22 protein-coding genes and 3 pseudogenes are annotated in these 26,712 nt (G+C 57.1%); 7 read left to right on the top strand and 18 right to left on the bottom strand.

What is annotated here, in order from left to right; all coding sequences use genetic code 11:
- The 4 genes and pseudogenes from EDE05_RS25055 to EDE05_RS25070 form a co-directional block, all read right to left on the bottom strand.
- Positions 1-307: pseudogene (locus tag EDE05_RS25055) on the bottom strand (malate synthase G); the annotation flags it as partial.
- A gap of 104 nt (positions 308-411) precedes the next feature.
- Positions 412-861 (bottom strand): heme-binding protein, encoded by a 450-nt coding sequence (locus EDE05_RS25060; protein WP_134103136.1) that lies wholly within the window; start codon positions 859-861, stop codon positions 412-414.
- Between the two features lie 130 nt (positions 862-991).
- Positions 992-1,711 (bottom strand): ribonuclease activity regulator RraA, encoded by a 720-nt coding sequence (locus EDE05_RS25065; protein ID WP_281033753.1) that lies wholly within the window; start codon positions 1,709-1,711, stop codon positions 992-994.
- A 229-nt stretch (positions 1,712-1,940) separates the two neighbouring features.
- Positions 1,941-3,374, bottom strand: a complete 1,434-nt coding sequence (locus EDE05_RS25070) for an aldehyde dehydrogenase family protein (protein ID WP_134103142.1) — start codon at positions 3,372-3,374, stop codon at positions 1,941-1,943.
- A 148-nt stretch (positions 3,375-3,522) separates the two neighbouring features.
- Here EDE05_RS25070 and EDE05_RS25075 point away from each other — a divergent pair, with 148 nt between their 5' ends.
- Together EDE05_RS25075 and EDE05_RS25080 are read left to right on the top strand one after the other, a co-directional pair.
- Complete coding sequence (locus EDE05_RS25075) at positions 3,523-4,398, top strand: 2-hydroxy-3-oxopropionate reductase (protein ID WP_134103145.1); 876 nt, start codon at positions 3,523-3,525, stop codon at positions 4,396-4,398.
- 99 nt (positions 4,399-4,497) lie between these two features.
- Positions 4,498-5,292, top strand: a complete 795-nt coding sequence (locus EDE05_RS25080; protein ID WP_281033755.1) for an IclR family transcriptional regulator — start codon at positions 4,498-4,500, stop codon at positions 5,290-5,292.
- On the opposite strand, the gene glcF is transcribed toward EDE05_RS25080, so the two are convergent.
- Genes glcF through EDE05_RS25095 form a run of 3 tightly spaced genes read right to left on the bottom strand, consistent with a single transcriptional unit; the run spans position 5,289 to position 9,216 of the window.
- Positions 5,289-6,587 carry a glycolate oxidase subunit GlcF gene (glcF, locus tag EDE05_RS25085; protein ID WP_134103151.1) on the bottom strand — a complete coding sequence of 433 codons (1,299 nt, stop codon included), beginning with the start codon at positions 6,585-6,587 and terminating at the stop codon, positions 5,289-5,291. The genes EDE05_RS25080 and glcF overlap by 4 nt on opposite strands.
- Positions 6,588-6,592: 5 nt before the next feature.
- Positions 6,593-7,786, bottom strand: coding sequence for an FAD-binding protein (locus EDE05_RS25090; RefSeq protein ID WP_134103154.1), 1,194 nt, complete (start codon positions 7,784-7,786; stop codon positions 6,593-6,595).
- On the bottom strand, positions 7,783-9,216 hold the full coding sequence (locus EDE05_RS25095; protein WP_134103207.1) for an FAD-linked oxidase C-terminal domain-containing protein: 1,434 nt from the start codon (positions 9,214-9,216) through the stop codon (positions 7,783-7,785). Before EDE05_RS25095 ends, EDE05_RS25090 begins: the two co-directional genes overlap by 4 nt.
- A gap of 187 nt (positions 9,217-9,403) precedes the next feature.
- Here EDE05_RS25095 and EDE05_RS25100 point away from each other — a divergent pair, with 187 nt between their 5' ends.
- Together EDE05_RS25100 and EDE05_RS25105 are read left to right on the top strand one after the other, a co-directional pair.
- Positions 9,404-10,660: a glycerate kinase gene (locus EDE05_RS25100; protein ID WP_134103157.1), complete on the top strand. Its 1,257-nt coding sequence runs from the start codon at positions 9,404-9,406 to the stop codon at positions 10,658-10,660.
- Between the two features lie 20 nt (positions 10,661-10,680).
- Positions 10,681-11,289, top strand: coding sequence for a 2,3-bisphosphoglycerate-dependent phosphoglycerate mutase (locus EDE05_RS25105; protein WP_166675504.1), 609 nt, complete (start codon positions 10,681-10,683; stop codon positions 11,287-11,289).
- Between the two features lie 67 nt (positions 11,290-11,356).
- Here the strand turns inward: EDE05_RS25105 and EDE05_RS25110 are convergent, their stop codons facing one another.
- Positions 11,357-12,229, bottom strand: coding sequence for an SMP-30/gluconolactonase/LRE family protein (locus tag EDE05_RS25110; protein WP_134103163.1), 873 nt, complete (start codon positions 12,227-12,229; stop codon positions 11,357-11,359).
- A 271-nt stretch (positions 12,230-12,500) separates the two neighbouring features.
- On the opposite strand from EDE05_RS25110, the gene EDE05_RS25115 reads away from it, so the two are divergent.
- Positions 12,501-14,789 (top strand): NADP-dependent malic enzyme, encoded by a 2,289-nt coding sequence (locus tag EDE05_RS25115; RefSeq protein WP_134103166.1) that lies wholly within the window; start codon positions 12,501-12,503, stop codon positions 14,787-14,789.
- A 185-nt stretch (positions 14,790-14,974) separates the two neighbouring features.
- On the opposite strand, the pseudogene EDE05_RS25120 reads toward EDE05_RS25115, so the two are convergent.
- Together EDE05_RS25120 and EDE05_RS25130 are read right to left on the bottom strand one after the other, a co-directional pair.
- A pseudogene (locus tag EDE05_RS25120) lies at positions 14,975-15,307 on the bottom strand (integrase core domain-containing protein); the annotation flags it as partial.
- A gap of 371 nt (positions 15,308-15,678) precedes the next feature.
- Positions 15,679-16,494, bottom strand: a complete 816-nt coding sequence (locus EDE05_RS25130; protein WP_134103168.1) for an IS3 family transposase — start codon at positions 16,492-16,494, stop codon at positions 15,679-15,681.
- Positions 16,495-16,959: 465 nt separating this feature from the next.
- Between EDE05_RS25130 and EDE05_RS25140 the strand changes: the two are divergent.
- Together EDE05_RS25140 and EDE05_RS27460 are read left to right on the top strand one after the other, a co-directional pair.
- Positions 16,960-17,652: pseudogene (locus tag EDE05_RS25140) on the top strand (TOBE domain-containing protein); the annotation flags it as partial.
- Positions 17,653-18,039: 387 nt separating this feature from the next.
- Entirely contained in the window at positions 18,040-18,168 is a 129-nt protein-coding gene (locus EDE05_RS27460) for a hypothetical protein (RefSeq protein ID WP_281033754.1), read from the top strand.
- Positions 18,169-18,305: 137 nt separating this feature from the next.
- On the opposite strand, the gene EDE05_RS27360 is transcribed toward EDE05_RS27460, so the two are convergent.
- From EDE05_RS27360 to EDE05_RS25185, 8 genes are all read right to left on the bottom strand, one after another.
- Positions 18,306-18,461 (bottom strand): hypothetical protein, encoded by a 156-nt coding sequence (locus tag EDE05_RS27360; RefSeq protein ID WP_245519962.1) that lies wholly within the window; start codon positions 18,459-18,461, stop codon positions 18,306-18,308.
- A gap of 200 nt (positions 18,462-18,661) precedes the next feature.
- Positions 18,662-19,489, bottom strand: coding sequence for an ATP-binding cassette domain-containing protein (locus EDE05_RS25155; RefSeq protein WP_134103174.1), 828 nt, complete (start codon positions 19,487-19,489; stop codon positions 18,662-18,664).
- A 13-nt stretch (positions 19,490-19,502) separates the two neighbouring features.
- Positions 19,503-20,390, bottom strand: a complete 888-nt coding sequence (locus EDE05_RS25160; protein ID WP_134103177.1) for an ABC transporter ATP-binding protein — start codon at positions 20,388-20,390, stop codon at positions 19,503-19,505.
- Entirely contained in the window at positions 20,387-21,328 is a 942-nt protein-coding gene (locus EDE05_RS25165; RefSeq protein WP_134103180.1) for an ABC transporter permease, read from the bottom strand. Before EDE05_RS25165 ends, EDE05_RS25160 begins: the two co-directional genes overlap by 4 nt.
- A gap of 7 nt (positions 21,329-21,335) precedes the next feature.
- Positions 21,336-22,253, bottom strand: a complete 918-nt coding sequence (locus tag EDE05_RS25170) for an ABC transporter permease (protein WP_134103183.1) — start codon at positions 22,251-22,253, stop codon at positions 21,336-21,338.
- 54 nt (positions 22,254-22,307) lie between these two features.
- A complete protein-coding gene (locus tag EDE05_RS25175; RefSeq protein ID WP_134103186.1) occupies positions 22,308-23,849 on the bottom strand; it encodes an ABC transporter substrate-binding protein in 1,542 nt (513 codons plus the stop codon).
- 57 nt (positions 23,850-23,906) lie between these two features.
- On the bottom strand, positions 23,907-24,935 hold the full coding sequence (locus EDE05_RS25180; RefSeq protein ID WP_245519963.1) for a D-2-hydroxyacid dehydrogenase: 1,029 nt from the start codon (positions 24,933-24,935) through the stop codon (positions 23,907-23,909).
- Between the two features lie 306 nt (positions 24,936-25,241).
- Positions 25,242-26,471, bottom strand: coding sequence for a mandelate racemase/muconate lactonizing enzyme family protein (locus tag EDE05_RS25185; protein WP_134103189.1), 1,230 nt, complete (start codon positions 26,469-26,471; stop codon positions 25,242-25,244).
- Positions 26,472-26,712: the final 241 nt, after the last annotated feature.

Consider the following 26,712-nt stretch of genomic DNA (forward strand, 5'->3'; position numbering starts at 1 on the left):
CCTTGTCGGTCGAGACGCTGAAATCCGGCCCTTCGGGCAAGAGATAACCGATCTCGCGGAGGAAAGCCTCATAGGCCGCTAGATCCGTTGGCGCGTCGTTCTTGCGGTACCAGTCGTCCAGCTTCTGTTGAAAAGCGTCACGGGTGGCAAGCAAAGCGCGGTTCTTGGATGCGAGATCATGAACGATCTTCGAAAATTCGGAGAAAAACCGCTTGGCATCGACGCCGGTGCCCGGGAGTGCTTCCTTCACCAGGAAATCGTGGAAGCTTACATCGAACGACAAATCACTCTTTTGTATGCGCATCAAGGTTTCCAAACGGTTGGGAATACTTCAATCAACACACCGGCCTTTGGTCATCCGGACAGCAACGAAGGCAAGTGCTACGAGGTGGGAGATTAGCTTTGCTGAGGTCAAACCTCCGGTTTTCCAATCAAGGATTTCGAAAGTCTTAGGAAGAGATCGACGCCCGCCTGAGCACACTCCGCGTCTTGCGCTGGTGTCCCGGAACTCAACCCAATGCCGCCAACAACTTCGCCATCAATGACTACCGGAAGGCCGCCTGCTACCACCATAAGACGGCCGCCGATGGAGGAATTTATGCCGTAGGCGGGACTGCCAGGCTGGCTCGCGACACCATAGCTTTCGGTGCTTCTCTTGGCGCCTGCCGCTGTGAATGCTTTATCTTGGGCGATGAACGAACTGGTGACCTTGCCGCCATCCATCCTCTCAAACGCCACCAATTGTCCCGACTCGTCTGTGACGGCAATACACATCGGCACGCCAATCTGTTCCGCCTTAGCTCTAGCCCCTGAGATCAAGACTCGGGCATCATCGAGGCTTACCCGATTAATCCTCAGCATGCTGTTCCTTTCAACTGTCCTTAAACAAACCAAACGTTTGCCTCGAAAGGCCGGCCGAACCGATAACCGTTCTTGCGCCCCGCCCGGTTTGCGCGCCGCCTGATATCCGGCCTGAGTCAAAGTTCCTATCTCAGCGTCCCGCCCTTTGACGCCACGCTTTGTAGTCAACCAAACTCTGTTCATCTGTGGCTGGATACAGTCCGAGAATTGATCGCCCGTTGATGACTTCCTCGGTTACGAAATCCTCGTACGCAGTCATCTCAACGGCTTCCTCGGCGATGTCATCAGCAAGGTGCGCTGGAATGACGGCTACACCTTCATCGTCACCGACAATAACGTCGCCCGGGAAGACGGGCGTGTCGCCGCATCCGATTGGGACGTTGATATCAATCGCTTGATGAAGTGTGAGGTTAGTAGGAGCCGAAGGCCGATTATGGTATGCCGGTATCCCCAGCTTCTCAATTTCCGGGGTGTCGCGAAAGCCTCCATCCGTTACAATTCCAGCCGCGCCGCGTACCATCAGTCTGGATATCAGGATCGATCCTGCGGATGCCGCGCGGGGGTCTTTGCGGCTGTCAATTACAAGGACAGCGCCTGACGGGCAAATCTCTATCGCCTTCCTCTGAGGATGCTCGCGGTCCCGAAAGACCTCAAGCTGGTTAAGATCTTCCCGTGCTGGCATATAGCGAAGCGTAAACGCTTCACCCACCATCGTTCCTGAATGCTTATTGATCCGATGGACGTCTTGAATCCACTGGTTCCTCAAGCCCCGCTTGTAGAGGGCGGTCATGAGGGTGGCCGTCGAAACAAGTTTCAACTTCTCGCGCGTCTCGACTTTCAGGTTGGTCAATTTTTTGCTCCTCGCTAGCGCATCGCCGCGGGAGGAAACCCGACGTACTTCTTGCGCGTCATTGAAATGGATCGGCCCTGAGGAACCAGGACAAGTCATCGCCAGCTAGGCTGGCGATGATTTTGATGGTGGCCCTTAATAGCTCTTCGTTGCGAACACAAAAGATACGAATTTGCACAAAGCTGTCAATAGTTGTATTTCAACCTGCCCGACTGGCGGGGTGGAATTTTCATGCCATTGTGTAGGCTGTTTTCACCACGGTGAAGAATTCGGCAGCGTACTCGCCCTGCTCGCGTGGGCCGAAGGAGGAAGCCTTGCGACCGCCGAAAGGCACATGGAAATCGACGCCGGCTGTCGGGAGGTTGACCATCACCATGCCGGCCTCGGCATGGCGCTTGAAGTGCGTCGCATGCTTGAGGCTCGTCGTGGCGATACCGGCGGAGAGGCCGAATGGCGTGTCGTTCGCGACCGCCAAGGCTTCCTCGTAACTTCTGACTCGAATAACCGATGCGACCGGTCCGAAGATTTCCTCGCGGGAAATCCGCATCTGGTTGGTCGCTTCGGTAAACAGCGTCGGCTGCAGATAGAAACCGGGGGTATCGCGCTTGATAACTTCGCCGCCGAAGGCGAGCTTGGCGCCTTCCGACTTGCCGATGTCGATATAGTCCGTGTCCTGCTTCAGCTGCTCGTCGTCGACGACCGGGCCGATATGGCTGCCGGCCTTCAAGGCGTTGTCGACATTGAGGGTCTTCAGCTTCTCGGTGAGCGCCGCGACGAATTTGTCGTGGATGCCTTCCGTCACGATCAGGCGCGAGGAGGCGGTGCAACGCTGGCCGGTCGAGAAGAAGCCGGAATTGGCGGCCGCTTCGACGGCGACGGAAAGGTCGGCGTCGTCGAGGACGACCATCGGGTTCTTGCCGCCCATTTCGAGCTGGAACTTGCGGTTATGCTCGATCGAGGCGAGCGCCACGCGCTTGCCGGTGCCGGTGGAGCCGGTAAAGGTGATGCCGGCGAGATCCGGGCTTTCGAGCATGGCCTGGCCGACGACCGAACCGCGGCCCATGACGAGGTTGAGCACGCCCTTCGGCAGGCCGGCGCGGTGAAGGATGTCGACGATCGCCCAGGCGCAGCCCGGCACGAGGTCGGCCGGCTTGAAGACGACGGTGTTGCCGTAGCAGAGCGCCGGCGCGATCTTCCAGGCCGGAATGGCGATCGGGAAATTCCAGGGCGTGATGACGCCGATGACGCCGAGCGGTTCGCGGGTGATCTCGACGCCGATGTTCGGGCGGGCGGACGGCACCATTCCACCGGTCAGCCGCAGCGCCTCGCCGGCGAAGAAATCAAAAATCTGGGCGGCACGGGTGACTTCGCCGATCGCTTCGGGAAGGATCTTGCCTTCCTCGCGGGCGAGAAGCGCGCCGAGCTCTTCCTTGCGGGCAAGGATTTCGTCGGAGGTCTTTCTCAGGATCGCGTGGCGCTCGAGAATACCGGAGCGGGACCAAGCGGGGAAGGCTGCCTTTGCCGCGGCGATCGCGTGTCTGGCGTCTTCGGCGCTGCCATGGGCATACATGCCCACCACATCATTCGTGTCGGAGGGATTGATGTTCTTCGAAGCGTCGGAGCCGACCCATTCGCCGGCGATCAGGTTCTGGTGAATGATCAAAGTAACCACCTTTCGAAAAGATTCTCTCTCCCGCCTCGGCTGCACGAGCTCGTCGATCCGCGACAGATAACCGCGAATTGACATATATTTGTTATTTGTGCAATTAATTTGTACGAAGTTGCATACTGCAGGACAAGAAGAGGTTATGATGTCAAATATCGGATTTATCGGGCTGGGGACCATGGGGAAGCCAATGGCCGAGCGGCTGCTTCAAGCAGGCCATATCCTTAAACTTCATCGGGTCAAGGATACCCACCAAAGCTTGTTAGACCTCGGAGGAAAGCCAACGGATTCTCCTGCTGAAGCGGCGACGGACGTTGAGTTCGTCATTCTCATGTTGCCCAACACGCCGGATGTCGAGCACGTGTTGTTCGCCGCCGACGGGGTGGTCAACGCGATCGGCCCCGGCACGCTGGTCATAGACATGAGTTCGATCGATCCTGTCGCAACTCGTGAATTCGCTAAGCGGATTGCCGCAAAAGGAGGATCTTATCTGGATGCTCCAGTGTCCGGGGGCGAGATCGGAGCAAAGGCCGGTACGCTCTCTATCATGGTCGGTGGGAGCCAGATTGATTTCGACAAAGCTCGAGGCCTGTTCGAGGTGATGGGCAAGAACATCACGCTTGTTGGAGAGAACGGGGCCGGCCAAATAGCCAAGGTTGCCAACCAAATGATCGTCGGCCTGACAATTGAAGCAATAGGCGAAGCATTCGTCCTTGCAGAGCAGGCCGGAGCCGACCTCGCGAAGGTACGCGAGGCTCTAATGGGGGGGTTTGCCCAGTCCCGAATTTTGGAAGTCCACGGCAAACGCATGATCGACAAGACCTTTGAGCCCGGGTTTGCGATCAAGCTCCATCACAAAGACCTGACGCTTGCGACGAGTGCTGCTGAATCTCTGAATGTCAAAGTTCCTAACACATTGGCTACAAGAGACTTGATGACCGCAGCGATCGAGAAGGGAAATGGCGGGCGCGATCATTCCGCGCTTTATCTTGAGCTCAAGAGCGCAGACCAACGCAGCTGAGAATCTTCAATTTGCGAGACCTTCTTTCAAGGTCTCGCACATACTTGGTTGAAGCTAACGGAGGTCACCGTGCGAACTGAGAGTGAACGTACAGGTTCAGTGCAATCGGTAGAGCGCGCAATGCTTCTCTTGGAGATCCTAAGTCTTCACCACGAAGGTTGCCGCCTATCCCAGCTTGGACGTGAAGCTGGATTGTCGCCGTCAACCACGCATCGCCTACTTACGACGCTCGAGAAGCGGCGCCACGTCCAATTTGATACCACGAACGGCCGCTGGAATATTGGACTCGCGATGTTAACCATTGGGGCCGCCTCACTGCGTCGGGCCACCATAGTCTCGGTGGCGCAACCCTATCTCCATCACCTAAGAGATCATGCCAAGGAAACTACCAATCTGGGTATGGCAGACGATGGGCAGATAACACTTGTCTCTCAGATCCCGAGTCGGCAAATCGCGCGAACAATCAGTCCGATCGGAGGACGCGTGCCGATGACGTCCTCTGCTATGGGAAAAGCGATACTTTCCACATATCCCCTCGACGATATCGATGAGGTTGTTGGCCTGCACCGGCTGATTAGGCGTACATCGCGCTCGATCGTTCGCGCGGATCATTTGCGTCGGGAACTCGATCGTGCGCGGATGGAGGGCTACGCCATCGATAATGCTGAGATCAACAAAAATGTCCGTTGCGTCGCAAGCCCTGTGTTCAACGACAAAGCCGAGGCGGTTTGCTCTATTTCGGTCTCCGGCCAACTCGACCGAATGTCCTCGGAAAGAGTTCGAGAGTTAGCGCCGCGGGTAATCGATACGGCCTTCAAGATTACGAATGCAATAGGAGGAAGACCTCCCAGCTATTTGGCTGACGTCGGCCGATCAGCTGAAATCAGCTCTTAGGGAATTTTATCTGGCTTTGGACCACCATGAGCCCAATCCAACAACTCGATCGTGTGTAAAATCGGAATTGATGTGCCGGAGGCAATCTGCGTGATGCATCCGATATTGCCCGTCGCAATGACGTCGGGTTTGGTTGCCTCGATATTTTTTATCTTCCGCGCCTTTAACTGTGTTGAAATATCCGGCTGCAGGATGTTGTAGGTGCCCGCGGACCCACAGCACAGGTGGCCTTCGGCAGGATCCCGAATGGCGAAACCGGCGGATTTCAACAGGTTTTTCGGCGCCATGGTGATCTTCTGACCATGTTGCATCGAGCAAGCCGAATGGTAGGCGACGGTCAGTTTTTTCGTCTCCTGTTTTGGGAGATCCAGCGTCGATAGGTATTCCGTAATGTCTTTGGCGATGCTCGATACTTTCTTCCCTTTGTAGGCATAAGCGGGATCGAGCCGCAGCATGTGGCCGTAGTCCTTGATGGTGGTGCCGCAGCCCGATGCGGTGATGATGATGGCGTCCAAGCCACCGTGCTCCATCTCGCGGATCCACACATCGACATTGCGGCGGGCGAAATCTAGCGCCTGTTGCTCGCGCCCCATATGGTGCACCAGCGCACCGCAGCATCCCTCCCCCTGCGGCACGACAACCTCGACGCCTAGGCGCGCCAGAAGACGTAGCGTCGCCTCGTTGATGCCCGGATCGAGAACCGACTGCGCGCAGCCTGTTAAGATGGCCACCCGCCCCCGTTTTTCCGCCTCTGCCGACCGGGTTCCGGGCGAGCTGGCAGCCGATGCCCTCGCCGGAGACTTCGGCGCCATATCGAGCATGGCGGCGAGCGGCTTCAGGGTGGATACGCGTTTCAGGATCGGCGTGAACGGGCGACCTACCCGCGCAAAGCCGAGGGCGATGCGAAAAAGAGCCGGATAAGGCAGCACCGCCGCCAATACGTTGCGGATCAAGCGGTCGATGAGTGGCCGCTTGTAGGTATTCTCGATATGGCTGCGGGCATGATCGACGAGATGCATATAGTCGACGCCAGAAGGACAGGTGCTCACGCAGGACAGGCAGGAGAGGCAGCGGTCGATATGCGTGACGACCTCCTCATCCGCCGCGCGTCCGTTTTCCAGCATGTCCTTGATGAGGTAGATGCGGCCACGCGGACTGTCGAGTTCATTACCGAGCGTGACATAGGTGGGGCACGTCGCGGTACAGAACCCACAATGCACGCAGCGGCGAAGAATCTTTTCGGACTCGGCCACATGCGGATCGGCAAGCTGTTCTGCGGTGAAGGAGGTCTGCATGTCTGTCACCCCATCTTGCCGGGGCTGAAGATGCCGGCCGGGTCGAGTTTCTGTTTTACGCGAGCCGATAGGGCAGCCACCCCATCCGGCAGCGGTTCGAAAGCCGGAGTTAGCGCCCTCACCTCGTCGGTGGCCCGAACCAGTGTCGCATGCCCACCACCAATGGCGCGGATGTGACGGCGCAAGAGCTCGGCCTTTGGATCCGCCTCCATACGCATCCAGACAAGACCGCCCTGCCAATCAAAAAAAGCGTCGATACAAGCTTCGAGCCGCAGCGCCGCGACCAACTGGTGCCCGACCGAAGGCGCGACGGACACCCGCCAGAGCGGCCTTTTCGATCCATCCGCGAAGGGATGAACATCGCGGATTTCACGCCAAAGCACGCAGCTTTCATAGGCTCCGAGCCGGGACACCGGACCGAAGGCTTCCATGGTCTCCGCCAGCTTGGCGGCCCGTACCGAGACGGATGCAGCCAATCCCTCCAGACGCATTACGGTTGCCTCGCCTTTCGGCAGGTCGCCATTGAGGAAGCGCCCGATGACACTCGCCGGCAGATGCGCTGCGCCTGAAACCTCCACTGACAGCGCCATCGCAGCCGCCATGGCCTTGGTTGCGGCAAGGTCATCGAGACCGGAAATGACGATCGTTTCGATTGCCGGCGGCACCGGCAGGACGCGGAAAGTCACCTCGGTGATAAAGCCCAGTGTTCCCTGCGAACCGGCAAGAAGCTTCACCAGATCCAGGCCGGTCACGTTCTTCATCACCCGCCCACCGGCACGGATCACCTGCCCCTGGCCATTGACGAAGCGGATGCCGAGCAAGCTATCGCGCGCCGCACCTGCCGTGAACCGCCGCGGGCCGGAGACATTCGCTGCAAACACGCCGCCGATCGTCGGCTCACCGGAGGTTGCCATAATGCCGCGATGATCCATGGGTTCAAAGGCCATCATCTGGCGATTGGCGGCCAGAGCCGCCTCAACTTCGGCGACGGGCGTCCCCGACTTAACGGTCATCACCATTTCGGCCGGTTCATAGTCGACAATCCCGCGGATTTGGCATGAACTTACCGATGCACTGTCGTCGTCCGGATCGCGGGCAGTTCGGGTGCCGGCTCCGAATATCCCCAGAGCTCGATGCTCGGCTCGCGCACCGCGGACTACCTCTATCACTTGCGCATCGTTTTCTGGGTAGCTGATCATATTGCTCGTCCCTCGAGCGGAAAGACCTTCGAGGGGTTGAGCAACCACTCAGCATCAAACGCGGAGCGCACCGCCATTTGCTGGTTCAATTCGTCATCGGAATATTGATGCCTCATGAGGTCTCGTTTCTCGATTCCTACGCCATGCTCTCCTGTCAGACATCCGCCCACATCTACGCACAGCTTCAGAATTTCATTGCCTGCTTCCTCGGCTTTAGCAGCATCCTCTGGATCGTTGGCGTTGAAGAGGATTAGCGGATGCATATTTCCGTCGCCTGCGTGGAAGACGTTCGCAACGCGAAGACCGAACCGATCAATTATCTCCGCAATTTTCGAGAGCACGTAGGGCAGCTTGCTGAGAGGAACGGTACCGTCCATACAAATATAATCAGCGATCCGCCCTGTCGCTCCAAATGCCGACTTTCGACCCTTCCATATCAGGGCGGCTTCGGTAGCAGTCTGGCTCGCTCGAACCGTCTTGACCGAGTTTCTTCCGGCGATGTCAACGATACGGGAAAGCATGTCATCCATTTCCGGATCGGAGCCCTCAATCTCCACTATGAGTAGAGCACCAACGTCCAAAGGATATCCAGCTCCAGCGAAAGCTTCGCATATCTCAATCGCTTGCTTGTCCATGAACTCAATCGCAACGGGGATGATACCGGACGCAATGATTTCCGAAACGCATGCTCCCGCCTCTTCAGAGGTCTCAAATCCAAAGAGCACAGGTCTACATCCTTCGGGCGTGGCGATCAGTCGGACTGTGGCCTCGGTAATGATGCCGAGCTGACCCTCCGAGCCGCATACTAGACCAAGCAGATCGTACCCCGCTGCATCGAGGTGCTTGCCGCCAAGTTCAATTATTGTGCCGTCGATCAGCACCATTTTCACGCCGAGGAGATTGTTAGTTGTGACGCCATATTTCAGGCAGTGAGCACCGCCCGAATTCATACCAATGTTCCCCCCGATCGTGCACGCCAGTTGTGAACTGGGATCAGGCGCGTAGAAGAAGCCGTCAGCACCTACGTGCTCCGATATTCGGAGATTCGTTACGCCAGCCTGGACCACAGCCGCACGGTTTTCGTAATCCACATCGAGCACGACGTTCATTTTGGAGAGGCCGACGACAATCGCATCCGGCTGGGGTATTGCGCCGCCGCACAGAGATGTTCCCGCACCCCGCGGCACGACTGGGATGGAATTCCGGTAGCAGAAACTCATGATCGCGGCGACCTGAGCGGTGTTCTCGGGAAGCACGACCGCAAGCGGCATCTGTTTGTAAGAAACGAATGCATCTGTCTCAAATGGCACTAACTCCCGCGGTTCATGCACTAGGCTCCCCCGGGGTAGCATCGCTTTTAACTGCGAAATGATCTCCTCACGTCTACTCAGGACAGAATCGCGAGGAGGGAGAAATTTGATGCTATTCATGTTGAAACCAGGCTGTTTAAGTACTCTTAGCTCATAGCCGGATGCGATGCCGTGATCACCGGAACTCTCGCAGATTTCCACCATACGGAAATTGTCGTACTAGGAGTAAGACCGACAGGCTCCAGCGCCTATTGTTCCCTGTGGAGTTGGGAAACACCCCAACGAGCGCAAGAGGGAAGGACGGCTGATGGATGATCGGGAACTTCTAAGGAAGCTGTTCGCCGCGGCGGTAAATGCTGCCGATGCTAAAACGGCGATCCGCAAGCACCTCCCCCGCCCCCCGCAAGGCGGGCGCACGGTTGTCGTTGGCGCCGGAAAAGGCGTAGCGCAGATGGCTCAGGCACTTGAAGAGCTTTGGGAAGGCGAGATTTCAGGTGCAGTCGTTACTCGCTATGGATACGGATGCACGACGCGAGCCGTTGAAGTCCTGGAGGCATCCCATCCTGTGCCCAATTTGGCAGGACTAGCTGCCACGAAACGAATGTTTGATTTGGTTTCTGGGCTCTCAACCCAGGATCTGGTTATCGCGCTAATCTGTGGAGGCGGATCAGCTCTGCTGCCAGCCCCTCCGCCTGGAATCGCTCTCGCTCATGAAATTCGTCTAAACGAAATTCTGCTTGCGTCTGGCGCGCCCATTTCCGAAATGAACGTGGTCCGCAAACACCTCTCTGCGATCAAGGGAGGTCGCTTGGCAGCTGCGACAAAAGCCCGAGTCGTGAGCCTCGTTGTATCGGACATTCCAGGCGACAACCCCGCTCTCGTGGCGTCCGGCCCCACTATCCCGGATCCGTCAACCCGCCATGATGCGTTGCGCGTAGTCCAACAGTACTCCATGCCTTTGCCGTCCAAAATGGCGAAGTTTCTTCAGTCGCCAGCAGCAGACGCGCCAGATCCACGCGACTCACATTTTTCGAATCACGAGCATTTCGTTGTTGCATCTGCTGGGGTGTCATTGGAGGCAGCCGCGAGAACAGCAGAAGGGTTCGGGCTAAGACCCCAGATATTGTCTGATTCCATTGAAGGTGAAGCTCGCGACGTAGCCTCCGTCTTGGCAGCTATCGCGCGGGAGGTCGCCAGGCACGGGCGACCGTTTTATAAGCCGGCAGTGCTTCTTTCGGGTGGCGAGACCACGGTTAGGCTTCGCGGCATGGCAGGTCGCGGCGGTCGCAACGGGGAATTTGCGCTGGCATTCGCTATGGCGATTGACGGTTTTTCCATCACTGCGCTCGCAGCAGACACCGATGGAATCGACGGATCCGAAGAGAACGCTGGTGCCTTTGTCGACGGCACCACCGCAAAGCGACTGAAGATCGCGGGATTAGACGGTCGTAAATTGCTCGATAGTAACGACAGCTTCTCCGGATTCGCAGCGATAGGTGATCTTTTTACCACAGGCCCGACAGGAACGAACGTGAACGACTTTCGCGCAACTATCATCCGATGAACAACCACTATGAAAGTCTAATGGTACTCGTGCGCCACGGGCAAAGTGAAGGGAATGCCGCCGGTATTTTCACCGGCTGGAATGATCCTGGACTATCCCGTCGAGGGTTCATCGAAGCCGAGTGTGCCGCCCGAGTAATCGGGAATACGCGCTTCGACATCGCCTTCACATCGTGTCTGACGCGCGCACAAGAGACACTTCGGCAAATCTTGAACGAGATCGGCCAAAACAACGTTCGGACTATCCAATCGGCCAACCTCAACGAGCGACATTACGGCGAGCTCACGGGCATTACGAAACAAGAAGCCCGCTCTTTGTGGGGTAAGGACCGGGTGAAGGCATGGCAGCGCTCCTACGTTTCCGCGCCCCCTGGAGGTGAAAGCCTTCGGGACACTCTGGCACGGGTCGTCCCCTATTACATCACGGCGATCCTGCCGCACCTGTTGCGGGGAGAAAACACTATCGTCGTTGCGCATGGCAACTCTCTGAGAGCCCTGATAATGGCTCTTGAAGGGATTGACCGCCATCGGATCGCAACAATAGATATCCCGACGAGCAGCGTCTTTTCTTATCAAATGAACGCGGACGGACGATCGAAAAAGGGGTATCGATGTGGATGGGATATCTGATACTCGTCTCCAATGCACTCGTGCGAAGTGTCTCGCGACTTCACACGTGCACCGGAGCCAATGCGATTTATGGCGTTGTCTTAAAACGTCCTATAGGCACGCCCGGTACGTCAACCCGCATCATGAAAACATCGCCACAATCGGGTGATGCGGCATCAGGGCGCCGCAGGCTCGTAAAATACAAGGATCGTAGATCTTCTCCCCCGAAACAAGGCATTGTGGGGTGAAGCGGTGGCACTCTTATCGACTGGAGCAGCTCGCCGCTCGCACTAAAGCGGTTCAACACGCCTGCAGAAACTCCCGCACTCCAATAATCGCCTGCCATGTCCGTTGCCGCCCCGTCGGGACGTCCGAGCCTTTCATCCGGCGCAGCAATTCGACGGCGATTTGAGATAGCTCCTGATGAAGGGTTCAGGTCGTACCGGTCGATCCAGCACTGCTTTGAGTCGGAGAGATACAAAGTGCGACCGTCAGCGGAGAATGCCAACCCGTTGACCGTACCAAGCCCTTCAATCTTGGCCTCTGCGCTGCCGTTCGCAGTCACACGATATAGAGCGGCCGACAAGCCATCTTCATGCATGCTTCCGACCCAATAGGCGCCATCCGGTCCGATCTTGCTATCATTTAGGCGGTTCTTATGCGGGTCGCTCGTCCGATGAGGTTCAGGATCGACCAGAAATTCGAGGTCGCCGGAAGCGGGGTCGAACAGATGCACGCCGGTGGTGAGGGCAACGATCAACCGGTCGTCGTCAGTGAGGCCAAAAGAGCCGATCCGCGCGGGGAGCGACCAGTGTCTGATTTCTCCCGAACTTGTCTGAAGTGCATAGACGAGCTGAGCGTGGACATCTGTCCAAAAGAGTGTCGAGCGATCCGCATCCCAAACCGGGCTTTCTCCGACGCGGTTCTGACACGCAGTTACTTTCTCAAAGCGATTAATCATGGCGAGACCAGATACCTTTCTTTCAAACCGCTAGAGCCACGCTATGCACCACGCGGATCATTTTGCGATGAGCCACAAAAGCGGTGGTTTCCTCAACCTATCGAAAGTTCCCATCGTGTGTCTCGCGGATATCCGGTTCTTTCCGCTTCGTGGAAAACATCAAGTCCACCGTCCTTGCGATTTGCGGAAGATGTAAACCCATAACCGAACCGGGAACAGTTTTTGCGGCTGACATAAGAGCGCAACGAAGCGCGAGAAAGGGCGGTTGAAAATGGCAGACAAGCAAGCGTTGCGCGCTACGAGGACGAGCGTAACCGAACAGGAAGCGCTCGACTTTCATTCCGAAGGCCGACCCGGGAAACTCGAGATCAATCCGACCAAACCGATGGCGACGCAGCGCGATCTTTCGCTCGCCTATTCACCTGGCGTCGCCGTGCCCGTCAAGGCGATCGCGGCCGATCCTGCCACCGCCTACGATTACACGACGCGCGGCAATATGGTCGCCGTCATCTCCAACGGCACGGCGATCCTCGGCCTCGGCAATCTCGGGGCACTCGCCTCCAAGCCTGTCATGGAAGGCAAATCCGTCCTCTTCAAGCGCTTTGCCGATGTCGATTCCATCGATCTCGAGGTCGATACCGAGAACGTCGACGAATTCATCAACTGCGTGCGCTTCCTCGGCCCCTCCTTCGGCGGCATCAATCTCGAAGATATCAAGGCGCCGGAGTGCTTCATCATCGAAAGCCGCTTGCGCGAGCTGATGGATATCCCGGTCTTCCATGACGACCAGCACGGGACGGCAATCATTGCCGCTGCCGGCCTCATCAATGCGCTGGAACTGACCGGGCGCGACCTCAAGACCACCAAGCTCGTCTGCAACGGCGCGGGGGCTGCGGCGATCGCCTGCGTCGAACTCATCAAGGCGATGGGCTTCAATCCGGAAAACATCATCCTCTGCGACACCAAGGGCGTCATCTTCCAGGGCCGCACCGAGGGTATGAACCAGTGGAAATCGGCGCATGCGGTGAAGACGGACAAGCGGACGCTCGAGGAGGCGATGAAGGGCGCGGATGTCGTGTTCGGCCTTTCCCAGAAAGGCGCCTTCAGCGAAGAGATGATCCGCTCCATGGCCGACAAGCCGATCATCTTCGCCATGGCGAACCCGGATCCGGAAATCACGCCGGAAGAAGTCGCCCGTATCCGTGACGATGCGATCATGGCGACCGGCCGTTCGGACTATCCGAATCAGGTCAACAACGTCCTCGGCTTTCCTTACATTTTCCGGGGCGCTCTCGACGTTCGGGCAAGCCAGATCAACGATGCGATGAAGATCGCGGCTGTCAGAGCCCTTGCTAAACTTGCACGGGAAGACGTGCCGGACGATGTCGCCGCAGCCTACCAGGGCAACCGGCCGCGCTTTGGCGCCCAGTACATCATTCCCGTACCGTTCGATCCGCGGCTGATTTCGGCGATCCCGGTCGCCGTTGCGGAAGCGGCAATGGAAAGCGGCGTGGCGCGCAGGAACATCACGGACCTTGCCGCCTATGGCCGCGAGCTCTCCGCCCGCCGCGACCCCATCGCCGCGACCACCCAAGGCATTTACGAGCGCGTGCGCCGCTTTCCGAAACGGGTGGTCTTCGCGGAGGCGGAGGAAGAACAGGTCATGCGGGCGGCGATCTCCTTCTGCCATCAGGAACTCGGAACCGCAATCCTGCTCGGCCGCGACGACGTGATCCGCACGACAGCGGAAAAGGCCGGCATAGAGCTCGACCGCCCCGGCATCGAAATCCTCAATGCCCGCCTTTCCAATCGGGTCGAGGCTTATACGGATCATCTCTACGCCCGGCTGCAACGGCAAGGCTTCCTGCATCGCGACGTCCAGCGCCTCATTCACAACGACCGCAACCACTTTGCCGCGACCATGGTGGCGATTGGCGACGCGGATGCGATGGTGACCGGGACGACCCGCAACTATGCGACGGCGCTTCAGGACGTTCGCCGCTGCATCGACCCCAAACCGGGTCACAAGGTGATCGGCGTCTCGCTGGTGATTTCCCGCGGCCGCACGATTTTCGTGGCGGACACCGCCGTGCACGACATGCCGAATGCCGAGGACATCGCCGATATCGCCGTCGAGGCCGCACGCGTTGCCAAGCGCATGGGTTACGAGCCGCGCGTTGCGCTGCTTGCCTATTCCACCTTCGGTCAACCGATCGGAGAGCGTTCCGAACGGGTGCGCGAGGCGGTGAAGATCCTCGACCAGCGGCGGGTGGACTTCGAATACGATGGCGAGATGGGAGCCGACGTGGCGCTCAATCCGCACCGCATGGAGCAGTACCCGTTCTGCCGGCTTTCCGGCACCGCCAACGTGCTCGTCATGCCGGCGATCCACTCGGCATCGATTTCGACTCGAATGCTGCAGGAGCTTGGCGCTTCGACAGTCATCGGACCGCTACTCGTCGGACTCGACAAGTCGGTGCAGATCACCTCGATGGGCGCCAAGGACAGCGACATCGTCAACATGGCGGCAATTGCTGCGTTCAGGGCCGAGAATAGCTAAATTCAAAATACAAATCGTTGCAAATCGAGGGCCTCGAAGAGTTAATTCACAACGAGCTTAGATAGAAAAAAATAAGATCGACAAACTTGTTATAAGTTGCCATTTTCAGTTCACGCGGACTTAAGCACCAACTACACGATTAATGAAACGATCTGGAGTGCCCCTCGTTTCACCGGACATGTCGGCTAATTTGATTTAGCCCTGATGATCTGCCGTGGGGAAGCCATCTTGAGCGCGGAATGGGGATGGATTTCGTTGTAGTCCTCGATCCATCCGTCAATGAGCCGGAGCGATGTTTCGGCGTCCGGTAGAGCTGATATGCGGATGTAGTCCCGCTTCAGGGTTTTGACGAACGCCTCGGACATGCCGTTGGACTGCGGACTGGCCACCGGCGTGAAGCAGGGCGTCAGGTTTAGCGCCTGAGTAAACAGCCTCGTATCCCTCGCGGTGTAAGCCGAACCATTGTCCGACAGATGCTCGATTGCATGCGGGGCTCGGTGGAAGATACCGTCTCGCCTGGTTCGAAACTCTGCTCAATGATTGTCAGCTTTTGCTCGGTTGTCCACCGTCTGCGCCGGACATCACCCGTCAGCAGTTCACGTGTCGATACTCGTTAGACATAAGCCTATACCCAAGCCTGTGCTTGAGCCTTTCTGCTTATGCCGACTGTCCGGTCGAAACGGGGGGCAGTTCACGATCCCGGGAGCACGCTTCGCGGCGTTAGGGAGCCGGAGGCTATACTCTGGGTTCAAATATGGACGCGGAAAGCTGGATCTCCTCGAAGCACGTATTGTCGGAGCGCCCTGATATCATCGAGATTGCGTCAGACCCAAAATTGGATCCCGATCTGGAGTGAACCCCTCGGGCTGGACCAGCGATGCGCTTCAAACTATGCCGTCTGCTGGGCGAGTTGGGTTTCAAATTCTGCTGGCGATCGATAGCCAAGGGCTGAGTGCAGCCGCTTGGCATTGTAAACATCTTCGATGAACCTGGGCAATCGCTCTGCGACGTCTGCGAAGGTCTCGTAACAAGCGGGGTAGATATCCTCCACTTTGAGGGTCTTCATGAAACTTTCTGCCTGCGCATTGTGATAAGGGTTGCCGACGGCGCTCATTGAGCCCTGTAGACCTGCCGCATCGAGCGCTCGTCGATAGGTCTCACTTGCGTATTGGCATCCGCGATCCGTGTGGTGAATGCAGCCAGTGGGAGGCTTTCGGTTCTCGAGCGCGGAACGCAACGCTGCCAATGCCAGCGGTGTATCCAGGCGTTTCGACAGGCCATAGCCGACGACTTTACGGCTACAGGCATCGAGAATGACGGCAAGGTAGCAGAAGCCGACATTGATGCGGATGTACGTGAAGTCGGCCACCCAAACCATATCGGGTCGCGCCGGGATCACATTGCGGTAGAGGTTCGGATAGATCGGTGAATTGTGGTTGCTGTCGGTCGTGCGAACATAGCGCTTGCGAGGCTTGATCCCAAGGCCATTAGCCCGCATGACACGGGCGACACGCTTGTGGTTGACCAGGTGGCCTCGTCGCTGAAGCTCGTGCGTTACTCGTCGGTATCCGTAGCAGGGCAACTCGTCCTGGATGTCCTCTATGATTGCAACGAGTTCGCTATCACCGAGGTTTAAGGCTCTCGCGGTTGATCTGTAATAGTATGTGCTTCTAGGCAGATCGATCATTTTGCACCCCCGTCGGATGGAGCAAGAGGAGGACCGGTGATGATCGAGGAGCTCCCGCTGTCGCCGGCGATTGGCTGACGCGGAGGTTTTTTAACCAGGTCCAGCTCCATCGTGAGCTGGCCGACCTTGCGTTCGAGCGCGGCGATATGCGCCTCATACTCGGCAATGACGCTGGCCTCGGCCTCCTCATCGTTCAGTTCGCCGCGATCGAACTACGTCAGCCATAGCTGTATTAGGTTCGCTGAAACGCTATATGTCCGTTGCGCGTCACGCCGTCCGATGACGCCGTCTCGGATATCCTGGCAAAGCTGCAACTTGAACGGCGTCGAATGCCGTCGATATGGACCTCGGGACTTCATGAGCCTTCTCCGATTGAGGCCCGCAGAGTGTATCAGTTTGTCCGTGTCCCGTGGTCCAGCCCGAGGGGTTCACTCCAATAAGGGGTGAAACTTGGAAGCCGATTGACACGCTCGGATCAGGCAAGCGGCTGAAATCCTCGGCTTGGGAGCCTTGCTAACCCGTTATCCTCGGCAATTGTCCGGAGGACAACGGCAGCGTGTGGCAATGGGAAGAGCGATTGTCAGGAATCCGGCGGTCTTTCTATTTGATGAACCTCTGTCCAATCTTGCTGCGAAATTGCGCGTCCAGATGAGAGCCGAGATCAAGCAACTGCATCAGCGCCTGAGAACAACGACAGTCTATGTAACCCATGATCAAGTTGAAGCGATGACCATGGCCGACCGGATCGTGGTCCTCCGAGACGGGGTCATTGAGCAAATTGGCACACCTTTAGAGCTCTATGACGATCCCGCAAACGAATTTGTCGCCGGGTTCATGGGAAGTCCAGCGATGAACTTTATTCGCGGCGAGATGACCGAAGGTGGATTCAAGACGAAAGACGGTCTATTGCTACCCGCCCCGACTGCTCGTCTGGAGGCGATCACATACGGCATACGACCTGAACATTTGAGAATTGATCCCGCCGGCATTCCTTTTACGGTTTCGGTTGTCGAGCCGATGGGCTCTGAGACTCAGGTGGTCGGAAATATCGGATCGCAGGAGGTCACGGCACTTTTCCGCGAGCGGGTCAGGCTGTCTCCAGGGGAGACTATCTCCATTGCGCCCGTCGCCGAGACCGTCCACCTGTTCGGCAGAGACGGACTTCGAGCAGCATAGGGAGACATTCGAGCGAGAAAGACGCCATGCATATACCCATATGCTTGAGGTAACGCGCGCCACAATAACGCCGTTCGAATGGTCGCACCGGCCTGGTAATCGGCGTGCCAGCGTACGAGCGGGAACATCGCCATGTCGATCGCATCAGTGAATATGTTTTGCGTGGCCTTTGGTGCCGGACGTCAGCACTCATTCGCTAATGCCGGGTGTCCTGCCTTAACAGCCTCGCCGTTGACGATCACGAGTGCGGAATAGCGATTGGCTCATGTCTCGACCGACTATCACGGCAAATACGAGATCTTTCCTAACCACTGTTCCACCCTCACGTCGTCCAAGCTCCCCTGATCTGTGATCTCCTTTCTTTGGACGAACAATGAGAGGTTGTCGATGGAGAGTACATTGGAGGTTCTGACGACCAAGAACTCTGGGCGTGAGGTGCATCGGCATTGGCCGGACGACGTCAAGGCGCAGATCGTTTCGGAGAGTCTTGGGCCCGGAGCGCTGGTGAATGGGTGAATGAAGTCGCCGAGCGACATGGCCTGAAGCCGAACCACCTTTCGACTTGGCGAACGATGGCCCGGCAGGGCAAGCCGGTTCTGCCTGCACCGGAGGGTGCGGTTGGGTTCGCAGCGGTCATCATCGATCCACCCGTCTCAGGCGCCGCCAATCAAAAAATCCAACCGTCCAGAGATCAAGAGATCATCGTTGGCGGTGTCACGATCCGCCTGGAAGGAGGTGCTTCCGCCGCCCGGATCGCCGCTGTCGCGCGTGCCTGCGCGGTTGAACCGCGCTCGGATCAACATGGTCACGACCAGCTCCCGCAAAGACCTTGATGGCCTAGCGGGCGCTGGTCAAGAGCGAGTTGCAAAAGGATCCATTGACAGGAGAACGGTCATCGTATTCCGATGGCGCAAAGCGGACCAATTGAAGCTGATCTACTGGGATGGCAGCGGCGGGGTGATGGTCTACAAGCGGTTCGAGTGAAATCGACACTGCTCAATACGGCCCTTCATGTTCGCTGAGCGTTCTCGAATTCCCCCGCGGAAGGTGACGATGCAAGCAACGACTTCGTATATTCGTGCCGCGGATTGCTGAAAATCTCCTCGGTAGCGCCTGTTTCTACAAATTGACCGCGGTTCATCACGGCGACCTTGTGAGCTACCAGACGGACCAGCGGAAGGTCATGGGAGATGAAGATGTACGCTAACCCGCGGCGTTCCTGGAGGCTCATCAACACCTTGATTACCTGAGCTTGAACCGACACATCGAGCGCAGACACCGGTTCATCGAGAATCAAGATCTTTGGCTCGAGCGCTAGCGCGCGAGCTATCGCCACCCGTTGCCGTTGTCCGCCTGACATCTGGTTTGGATAGTAGCTGATGAAGTGTTCCGGCAAGTTAACTTCCGCCAGCAACGCCTCAATGCGGTCCTTTCTCGACGATTTCTCTACGATCCCGTCGTGGACCTCCCACGGCTCCGAGATCAATTGCGCAACGTTGCGCCGAGGGTGCAATGACGCGTACGGATCCTGGAACACCATCTGCAGAAACCTGCGCTGTCGCTGCATCTCGGAATGCGTGACCTTCAAGAGGTCTTTGCCATGGTACAGGACGCGGCCGCTGTCTGCGTCCACCAGCCTCAGGAGAGTCCTCGCCAACGTCGATTTTCCGGAGCCGGACTCGCCAACCACGGCCAGACATTCTCCCGGTTCAAGAGAAAAACTGATATCGTCAACCGCCACAATTGGACCCGGCTTTCCTCCTCGGCCCCCGAATGTCTTGCGCAGATGCTGGACCTCTAGGAGCGGCGCAGACCTGTTCAATTCAAGATTGCTCATCGCGCTAAATGTCCTAATTTGTTATGACGATCGAAGGGCTGGAGTGGCCGGTCGTCTCGCCGGAAGACGGGTCAGTGACGAATGCGTCCGGGATCGGCTCTAGATCCCGCCACGATCGAACGCGTGCCGGGTGAGCTGCCAGAAGAGCCTTCGTATAAGGATGTTTGGGAAACCGGAAAAGCTCTTCCGTGGGACCTTCCTCCACGATCTGGCCGGCATACATCACGACAATCCTTGTCGAAATCGTTCTGGCAACCGCAAGATCATGGGTGACAAAGATAAGGCCCATCCCTGTCTCCGCCTGCAGATCTTTAATTAAGCGAAGAATGCCTGCTTGGACAGTCACATCCAGTGCGGTCGTCGGTTCGTCAGCAATCAAGATCTTCGGTTTGAGCCCGATTGCCATTGCGATACAGATTCGTTGGCGCATGCCTCCGGAAAACTGATGCGGATAGTCATGATACCGCTCGGACGCGCGTCGGATCCCGACTTGCTCCATGATGCTAACGGCGCGCGACTTCGCCGCGGACCTCGAGAGACCCAAACGGACGGTGAAGATCTCACTCAGTTGCGAGCCAATCGTGTAAACGGGGTTCAAGCCATCCAGTGCGTCCTGAAAGACCATGCCGATTCCGAGGCCCCTGATGTCGCGCAACTCCTTCTCAGATTTGCCAACGATTTCCTCTCCGCCAAACTTGATGCTTCCCCGGACAACGCCTGGTGCATCGACCAGGCCGAGAAGCGAGCGGCCAAGAACGGTCTTTCCCGAACCGCTTGCACCGACCACAGCGACAGCGTCACCCATATCCATGGTGAGATTTACGCCTCGAACGGCATCTACCTTGCCAAACCCGCTCTCGAACGAGATGCGAAGACCGGAAATTTCGAGAAGCTTACTCATTCCTCGGCCGCTCCCTTCTTCTTTTTTGCCCGGAAGAAGAGGGTACTTTGAGCCGGATCCTCAACCGCCCTCAACCAGTTGGACAGGATATTCGCCGAGAGCGCTGTCAAAACGATAACGATCCCGGGAAACACCGCAACAAACCAAGCTGATTTTAGATATGCTCGGCCGTCCGAAACCATCATTCCCCAATCGACGTCCGGCCGCTGCAGGCCGATCCCCAGGAATGTCAGGCTCGCGGCTGACAGAATGACTGCCGACACCTCCAGCATTGCGAGTGTCCGGATTGTCGGAAATACCAAGGGAGCGATATCTCGTGTAATAATCCGCCAGTTCGATGCGCCAATTGCTTTTGAAACTTCAACGAACATCCGCTCACGCACTTCCATCGTCTGCGTTCGGCTTGTCCGTAGGTAAACTGGAATGCGGGTGATCCCAAGCACGATGATGAGGTTGAAGATGCTTGGCTGTAGAATGAACAACACAACCAGCGCCATCAACAGCGAAGGTACGGTGTGTATGATGTCGGCCAAACGTAGGAGGATGTTGTCAACCCATCCCCCGAAATATCCAGACACGACGCCGACCGCGTATCCAGTAGCAGCAGAGATACTTACTGCGAAGATTGCGATGAGGACGGACGTCCTGGCGCCGACAATGAGCTGCAGCATAATGGGGCGTCCGAGACTGTCGGCACCCAAGAAAAACTCGAACCCCTTGTCCAAGCGGAAAGGAGCATAGAACCTCATCGCAATGGTCTGATGATTTGCCTGATCGACAACCAGTGGTGCGACAACAAACGCCAGGACGACCACGAAGATCAACCAGGCTGTCGACGCCACAGCAAGCGGCGACGAGGTGAACATCTGCCATTTGGGAGAGGCACGCCAACGCGTAATTCTACTGCTGGCCACGATTGGTGTAGATTGCAAAACCATTCTCCGCTCAATTCAGCCTGATACGAGGATCGACAATCGAGCAAATGATGTCGATAAGCAGGTTCAAAAGGATGATGGATACGCCAACCACCACCACGCTGGCTTCCAGCACGGGATAATCGCGGTTCAAAATCGCTCCCACAATAAGACGACCGATCCCTGGGAAGGCAAAGACCACGCTTACGATGACGGCACCGTTAACCATTCCGGCGGCGATATCACCGGCAACTGAAATGATCGGGAGTGCGGCGTTGCGTAGTGCGTGTCTGTAGACGACTCGCCTGGCGCTAAACCCGCGAGCCCTGGCGTTGCGGACATAGCCGGAGGACAGGACATCGATCATCGCGCCGCGCACCACCTGGGTAAGCACTCCAATTGGCCCGATGCTGACAGTTGCGATCGGCAGTATCCAGGAGAGCCAGCTGTTGCTACCCGATGTTGGGAGCACTCGAAGCTGCACGGCGAAAATCAGTATGCCGACGAGCGCAAACCAGAAGTGCGGCATACTGCTCGTCATCAGTGAAAGGATTGTAATCGTTCGGTCAACGGCGCGGAACCGATAGACCGCAGCGAGCGAGCCAAGTATGAGGGCGACCAAGATGGAGATGGTCATTGCGATGGCGGCGAGAAGCAGCGTCATTGGCATTTCGCTAAGAGCCGCCTCCATGGCAGGTCTCTGCTGCCAGATCGATGTTCCGAAATCGCCTTGCCCAACGTTCAGAAGGAATATCCCGAACTGTTGGGCCAGCGGTTTATCCAGACCGTAAGCTTTGTTGAAAGCGTCGATCTGAGCCGGCTCCGCGCCCTCAGGGAAGAAGAGGTCGATTGGAGAGCCAGTAAGTCGCGACATGAAGAACACCACGACGACTACTCCAAGCAGCGTGATGAAACCTGAGAGCAGCCGTCGACCAAGATAGGTATACATGATTTACTCCTCCCATGCAGGAGCCGGGCCGGCTCCTGCATAGTCAAATTAAAGCTAGTCCTTCAGGCGTACGTCGGCGATCTTGATCTCGAGACCAGATAATGGGTTGGCCTTATATTCGACCCCCTCGCCCAACATGATCAGGCGAATCTGCTCCGCAATTCCGATAAAGCCTGCTTGTTGATAAAGAATTCCCGCTGCCTTGCGATAAAGTTCAGCTCGTTTCTCTCCGGAGGCGACTTCTGCCTCTGCTATCAGCTTATCGATTTCAGGATTGCAGATCGCCGAATTGATCCCTTTGCAAGTGATGTACTTGGGGAAGCTGAAGCTTGCATCCCCGGAGGTGTTATCATGCGAAATCATCTGCAGTGTGGGCGGCTGCTCCGGCGGGAACGGCTGACGGAGGAACTCGCGCCACGCCGTGTTTTCCATGCTTCTGATGTTCACATTCAGACCAATTTCTTTCAGGTTTTGTGCGATCGCCTGAACGAGTTCACCGCCGTCTGGAAGAATGTCCGGACGTGTGATGATATCAAACGGCGTATCTACTGGGTGACCATCAGCCTTGGCGGCCGCAATCAATTCCTTCGCCTTTGCCGGATCGTACTTCATCGCCGATTTCTCATCGTAGTCGGGGATGTACGCGTTCACCTGGGGGCCGAGCATCTGATAGTATGGCGCGCCAGTGACACCCAAAATAGCGGGCACAATCGTATCGCGATCTACCGCATAAGACAGGGCCTGCCTGACGCGTGGATCTTTGAACGGCTCCTTGAACGTCATGGGGCGCATGACGAAGATGCGATTGTCTTTGAAAGTAACGGTTCGGTCGTCATCGGTGGCGTCCTGAGCCTGGATGCTCAACGCGATCTGCGCCTCACCGGTCTCAACCATACTTGCGCGCACGGTGGCCTCCTTGCGCACGATGTAGGTCACATCCTTGATCTGTGGCGCGCCCCCCCAATATCTGTCGAAGCGGGTCAGCTTAACGGCGTCACCTTGTTTCCGGCTGACAAACCTGTACGGGCCGGTTCCCACGGGGTTAAGGACTTTCGCTGGCTTGCTCTGACTAGCGAGATCACCGATGTCCACATAGGAGAGACGGAGTGGAAGGATCGGGTCCACGACTGAGGTCATTACCTTAAGCGTCAGGTCATCTACTGCTTCTGCTTTAACGGGATCAGGTATCTGACCGCTGTTGAGGCATGCGATCCCTGCATAGTTTGGTCCGCCCTGGGTCCGCATGATATTTGCAGCAGCAGCTGCGGCATTGAAATCTGTGCCGTCGTGGAATTTTACGCCCTTCTTGAGCTTAAACTCCCATTCTTTATCGCTGGTCTGCTTCCACGATTCTGCGAGCAACGGTTCAATCTTTCCGCTGGTCGGACTTACGTGGGTAAGAGATTCGAAAACGTTACCACGAACGACGTTCGCATTTTGCGCCGGCTGCGTGTCGCATGGATCGAGCGAATCCAACTCGACCGCGAGAACGACCGTTATGGCTTTGTCCGACGTTGCTGCCCATGCAGGTAGTGCCGTCGTCATAGTGGCCACGCTGGCCACGGTTATCATCGACGAAATAAAACCGCGCATCATAGTTCCTCCCTGGAGTTGCGGTTCGCCACCGAGGCGGCGATATTCAAGTCCTACCGTTCACGCCTTCGGCGTGAACACGTCCTTCTGCGACAGCGCGTTCAGCAATGAGCGGCCCTCGCGATATCGAGAAATATTCTCCAAGATCATGTTGATGGACCGACGCCGTTTATCCGGCAGGCCCGGCGTCATGTGTGGGGTCAGCAAGACGTTCGGCTGGTCCCACAGAGGGGAATCGTTTGGAAGTGGCTCCTTCGAGAAGACGTCGAGACCAGCACCTGCAATCTCGCCGCTCTCCAGCGCCGCGACGAGCGCAGCCTCATCGATAACAGGCCCTCGCGCCATATTGATGATCAAGGCCGAGTTTTTCATCCGCGAGAACTGCGGCCCGGAAAACATGTGATAGGTGACGTCGGTAAGCTGTGTGGCCAGCATTATCACGTCAGATTGCTCGATGAGAGGGTCGATTGCATCCCCTCGCTCGGAACACAACATAAGATCGACGTTCTTGGGATCTTCGATCACACTACGATTGTAGGCGATTACGCGCATCTGAAACGCTTTGCCCAGGGCGGCCATCTCAATGCCGGTCTGCCCATAGCCGACTATTCCAAGAGTCTTGCCGGCCAGGCCGAGCTTATTTTCGTAGTTCGGGATCGCTCGCCAGGCATGCTCGGCCTGTTTTGCGATCAGTTGTTTCGCATCATAGGTCAGTGCGAGCGCAAAATAAAAAGCGTGCTGAGCCAGTGCCGCTGCAGATCGTCCTGCCGAACCCGTCACGACAAGGCCCTTTTCGAACACTTCGGGACGCGCGGACTTGGTCAGTCCGGAATGGTCACAGTGGACCCACTTGAGCTTGGGAGCCGCAATGAAGCGATCGTCCAAGTCGCCTGCGATGATTGCAACGTCAACCTCCTGCAGGGCGGCGTTAATTCCCTCCACATCACCCGGTGCACAGTGAATAAAACGCGCCGGCGCAACGGCGCGCCGTAATTCGTCTAGCTCCGCCGGCTCATAAGGGACCGTCGCCAGAACGGAACAAATTTCCCGGGCACGTGCCGGCTCTGCCGCTGCCATAGGCGCATTCATTTCATTCAACCTCCACACTCAGGCGAGCGCCGGAACCGACCGGATCTGCGCGCTCCACTCAAGCCAAAGTACCTGTCCAACAAAAAAATGCAAGTAGAAACAACTTGGAGGCTGACTGTCTTGGTTATCAAACTGGATTTATTAGATTTTCCGACAGAAGCCGAAAAATCTCTCAGGAATAAAAGACAAGTTTACGACCATTTACGCAGCTGTTTGTACGAAATGAGCCGGTCTAGTGGGACCGGCTCGTGCAGGTTGGGCCGAAACAGCGACTGAACGATGCCCGGGGCCGGTATGTCGTGCTTATTATTTTTCCGTCATCGTAAGCCGCAATCGGGCTTGGCGCTGAAGGCGGGTCTGGAAATATACGCACTCGGACGTTGTATCCTGCTCGTATGCACGCCCATCGTCTGCAGGCATGTCCCCGACGTTGCGACGGCTTGGATATTTGCCGACTTCTTCTTCGACAAGCTCGACACCAAGACCAGGCGCCGTTGGTACCGGCAGATAGCCATCAACCGCCTTTAGAACCGGATGCACGACCTCGTAGCGCCCCGGCCAGTCAATCTCCACCCGTTCAAGCATCAGTGCATTCGGGATCGTCGCCATGACATGCAGAGCCGCGAATTCTGCAACGGGGCCAAGTGATCCCGAATGAGGCGCCACGCTGATGTAGTGCGCTTCCGCCATCGCCGCTATTTTCCGCATCTGTGTGATCCCGCCGGCTCGGCCGGTGTCAGGCTGAATAACGTCCACTAACTCGCGCTCGATATAAGGTCGCGACCCCCAGATGTTGCTGACGCGCTCGCCCGCCGCCAGCGGTATATTCACCGAGTCACGAACGCGCTGGAGCGCGTCAAGGTTCTCCGGCGCGACCGGATCCTCCAAAAAGAGCAGACCGAGCGGTTCGAGCTCCCGCCCCACGGTTATTGCGTCCTGAGCGGTCATCCAGGAAGGACCGTGTGCGTCAACCATAACGTCGACCCGAGCGCCTACAGCTTCGCGGACGGCCGCGACCTTGTCGAACTCGACAGCGCCGGTAAAGCCGACCTTTACAGCCTTATACCCGCGAGCGACAAGGTCCCGCGCGCGTTCTGGGGTTTTCGCATGCCCATAGACGCGGATCTTGTCACGAAACCGGCCACCGAGGAGATTCCAGATCGGCTGACCGAGTGCCTTTCCCTTGATATCCCAAAGCGCCATCTCGATACCGGTCAGGGCCCCTCCGCCAACTGTGCCGAGGATTCCGTGCCCCATCGAACTGACAAACAGCCGGTGCCAAAGCCGGTCGATGTCGCGGGGGTCCTCTCCTATCAAAATAGTTCGATAGTCGAGAACCGCCGTCTCAACGACACGGGGCCAACCAGAACATTCGCCGATGCCTGAGATACCCTCATCAGTTTCAATTTTCACGAACAGCCAATTTCGCGAACCACGAAAATCCGCCTCACCAGCAACGCCAGTCGGCGATGCGCCCGGCAAGCCGGGGCGGGCTCCTACCTGCATCAGGTAAGTTTTCACATCGGTGATCTTCATGGGATATCCTTTTCAGCCGTCGAGAACGTGTGGGAAGCCAGCGCATTCCACGACCCGCTGCGCTTCAGAACCTTGAGAGTGTCAATCGCGACCCTGAAGGCGAATCGCCGGGCCGCCCGCGATGAATTCATAGGTTCCGACGGGTGCAAGCCCAATCTCCCCTGCGTAGCTCGTAATACAGCTATTGACAGCAGTCAACAGGATTAGGCATATTTGCGGCGACAGGCGGTGGGAATAAACA

It is taken from the genome of Neorhizobium sp. R1-B (assembly GCF_004368875.1).
In the GTDB taxonomy this organism is placed as follows: Bacteria; Pseudomonadota; Alphaproteobacteria; order Rhizobiales; family Rhizobiaceae; genus Neorhizobium; species Neorhizobium huautlense.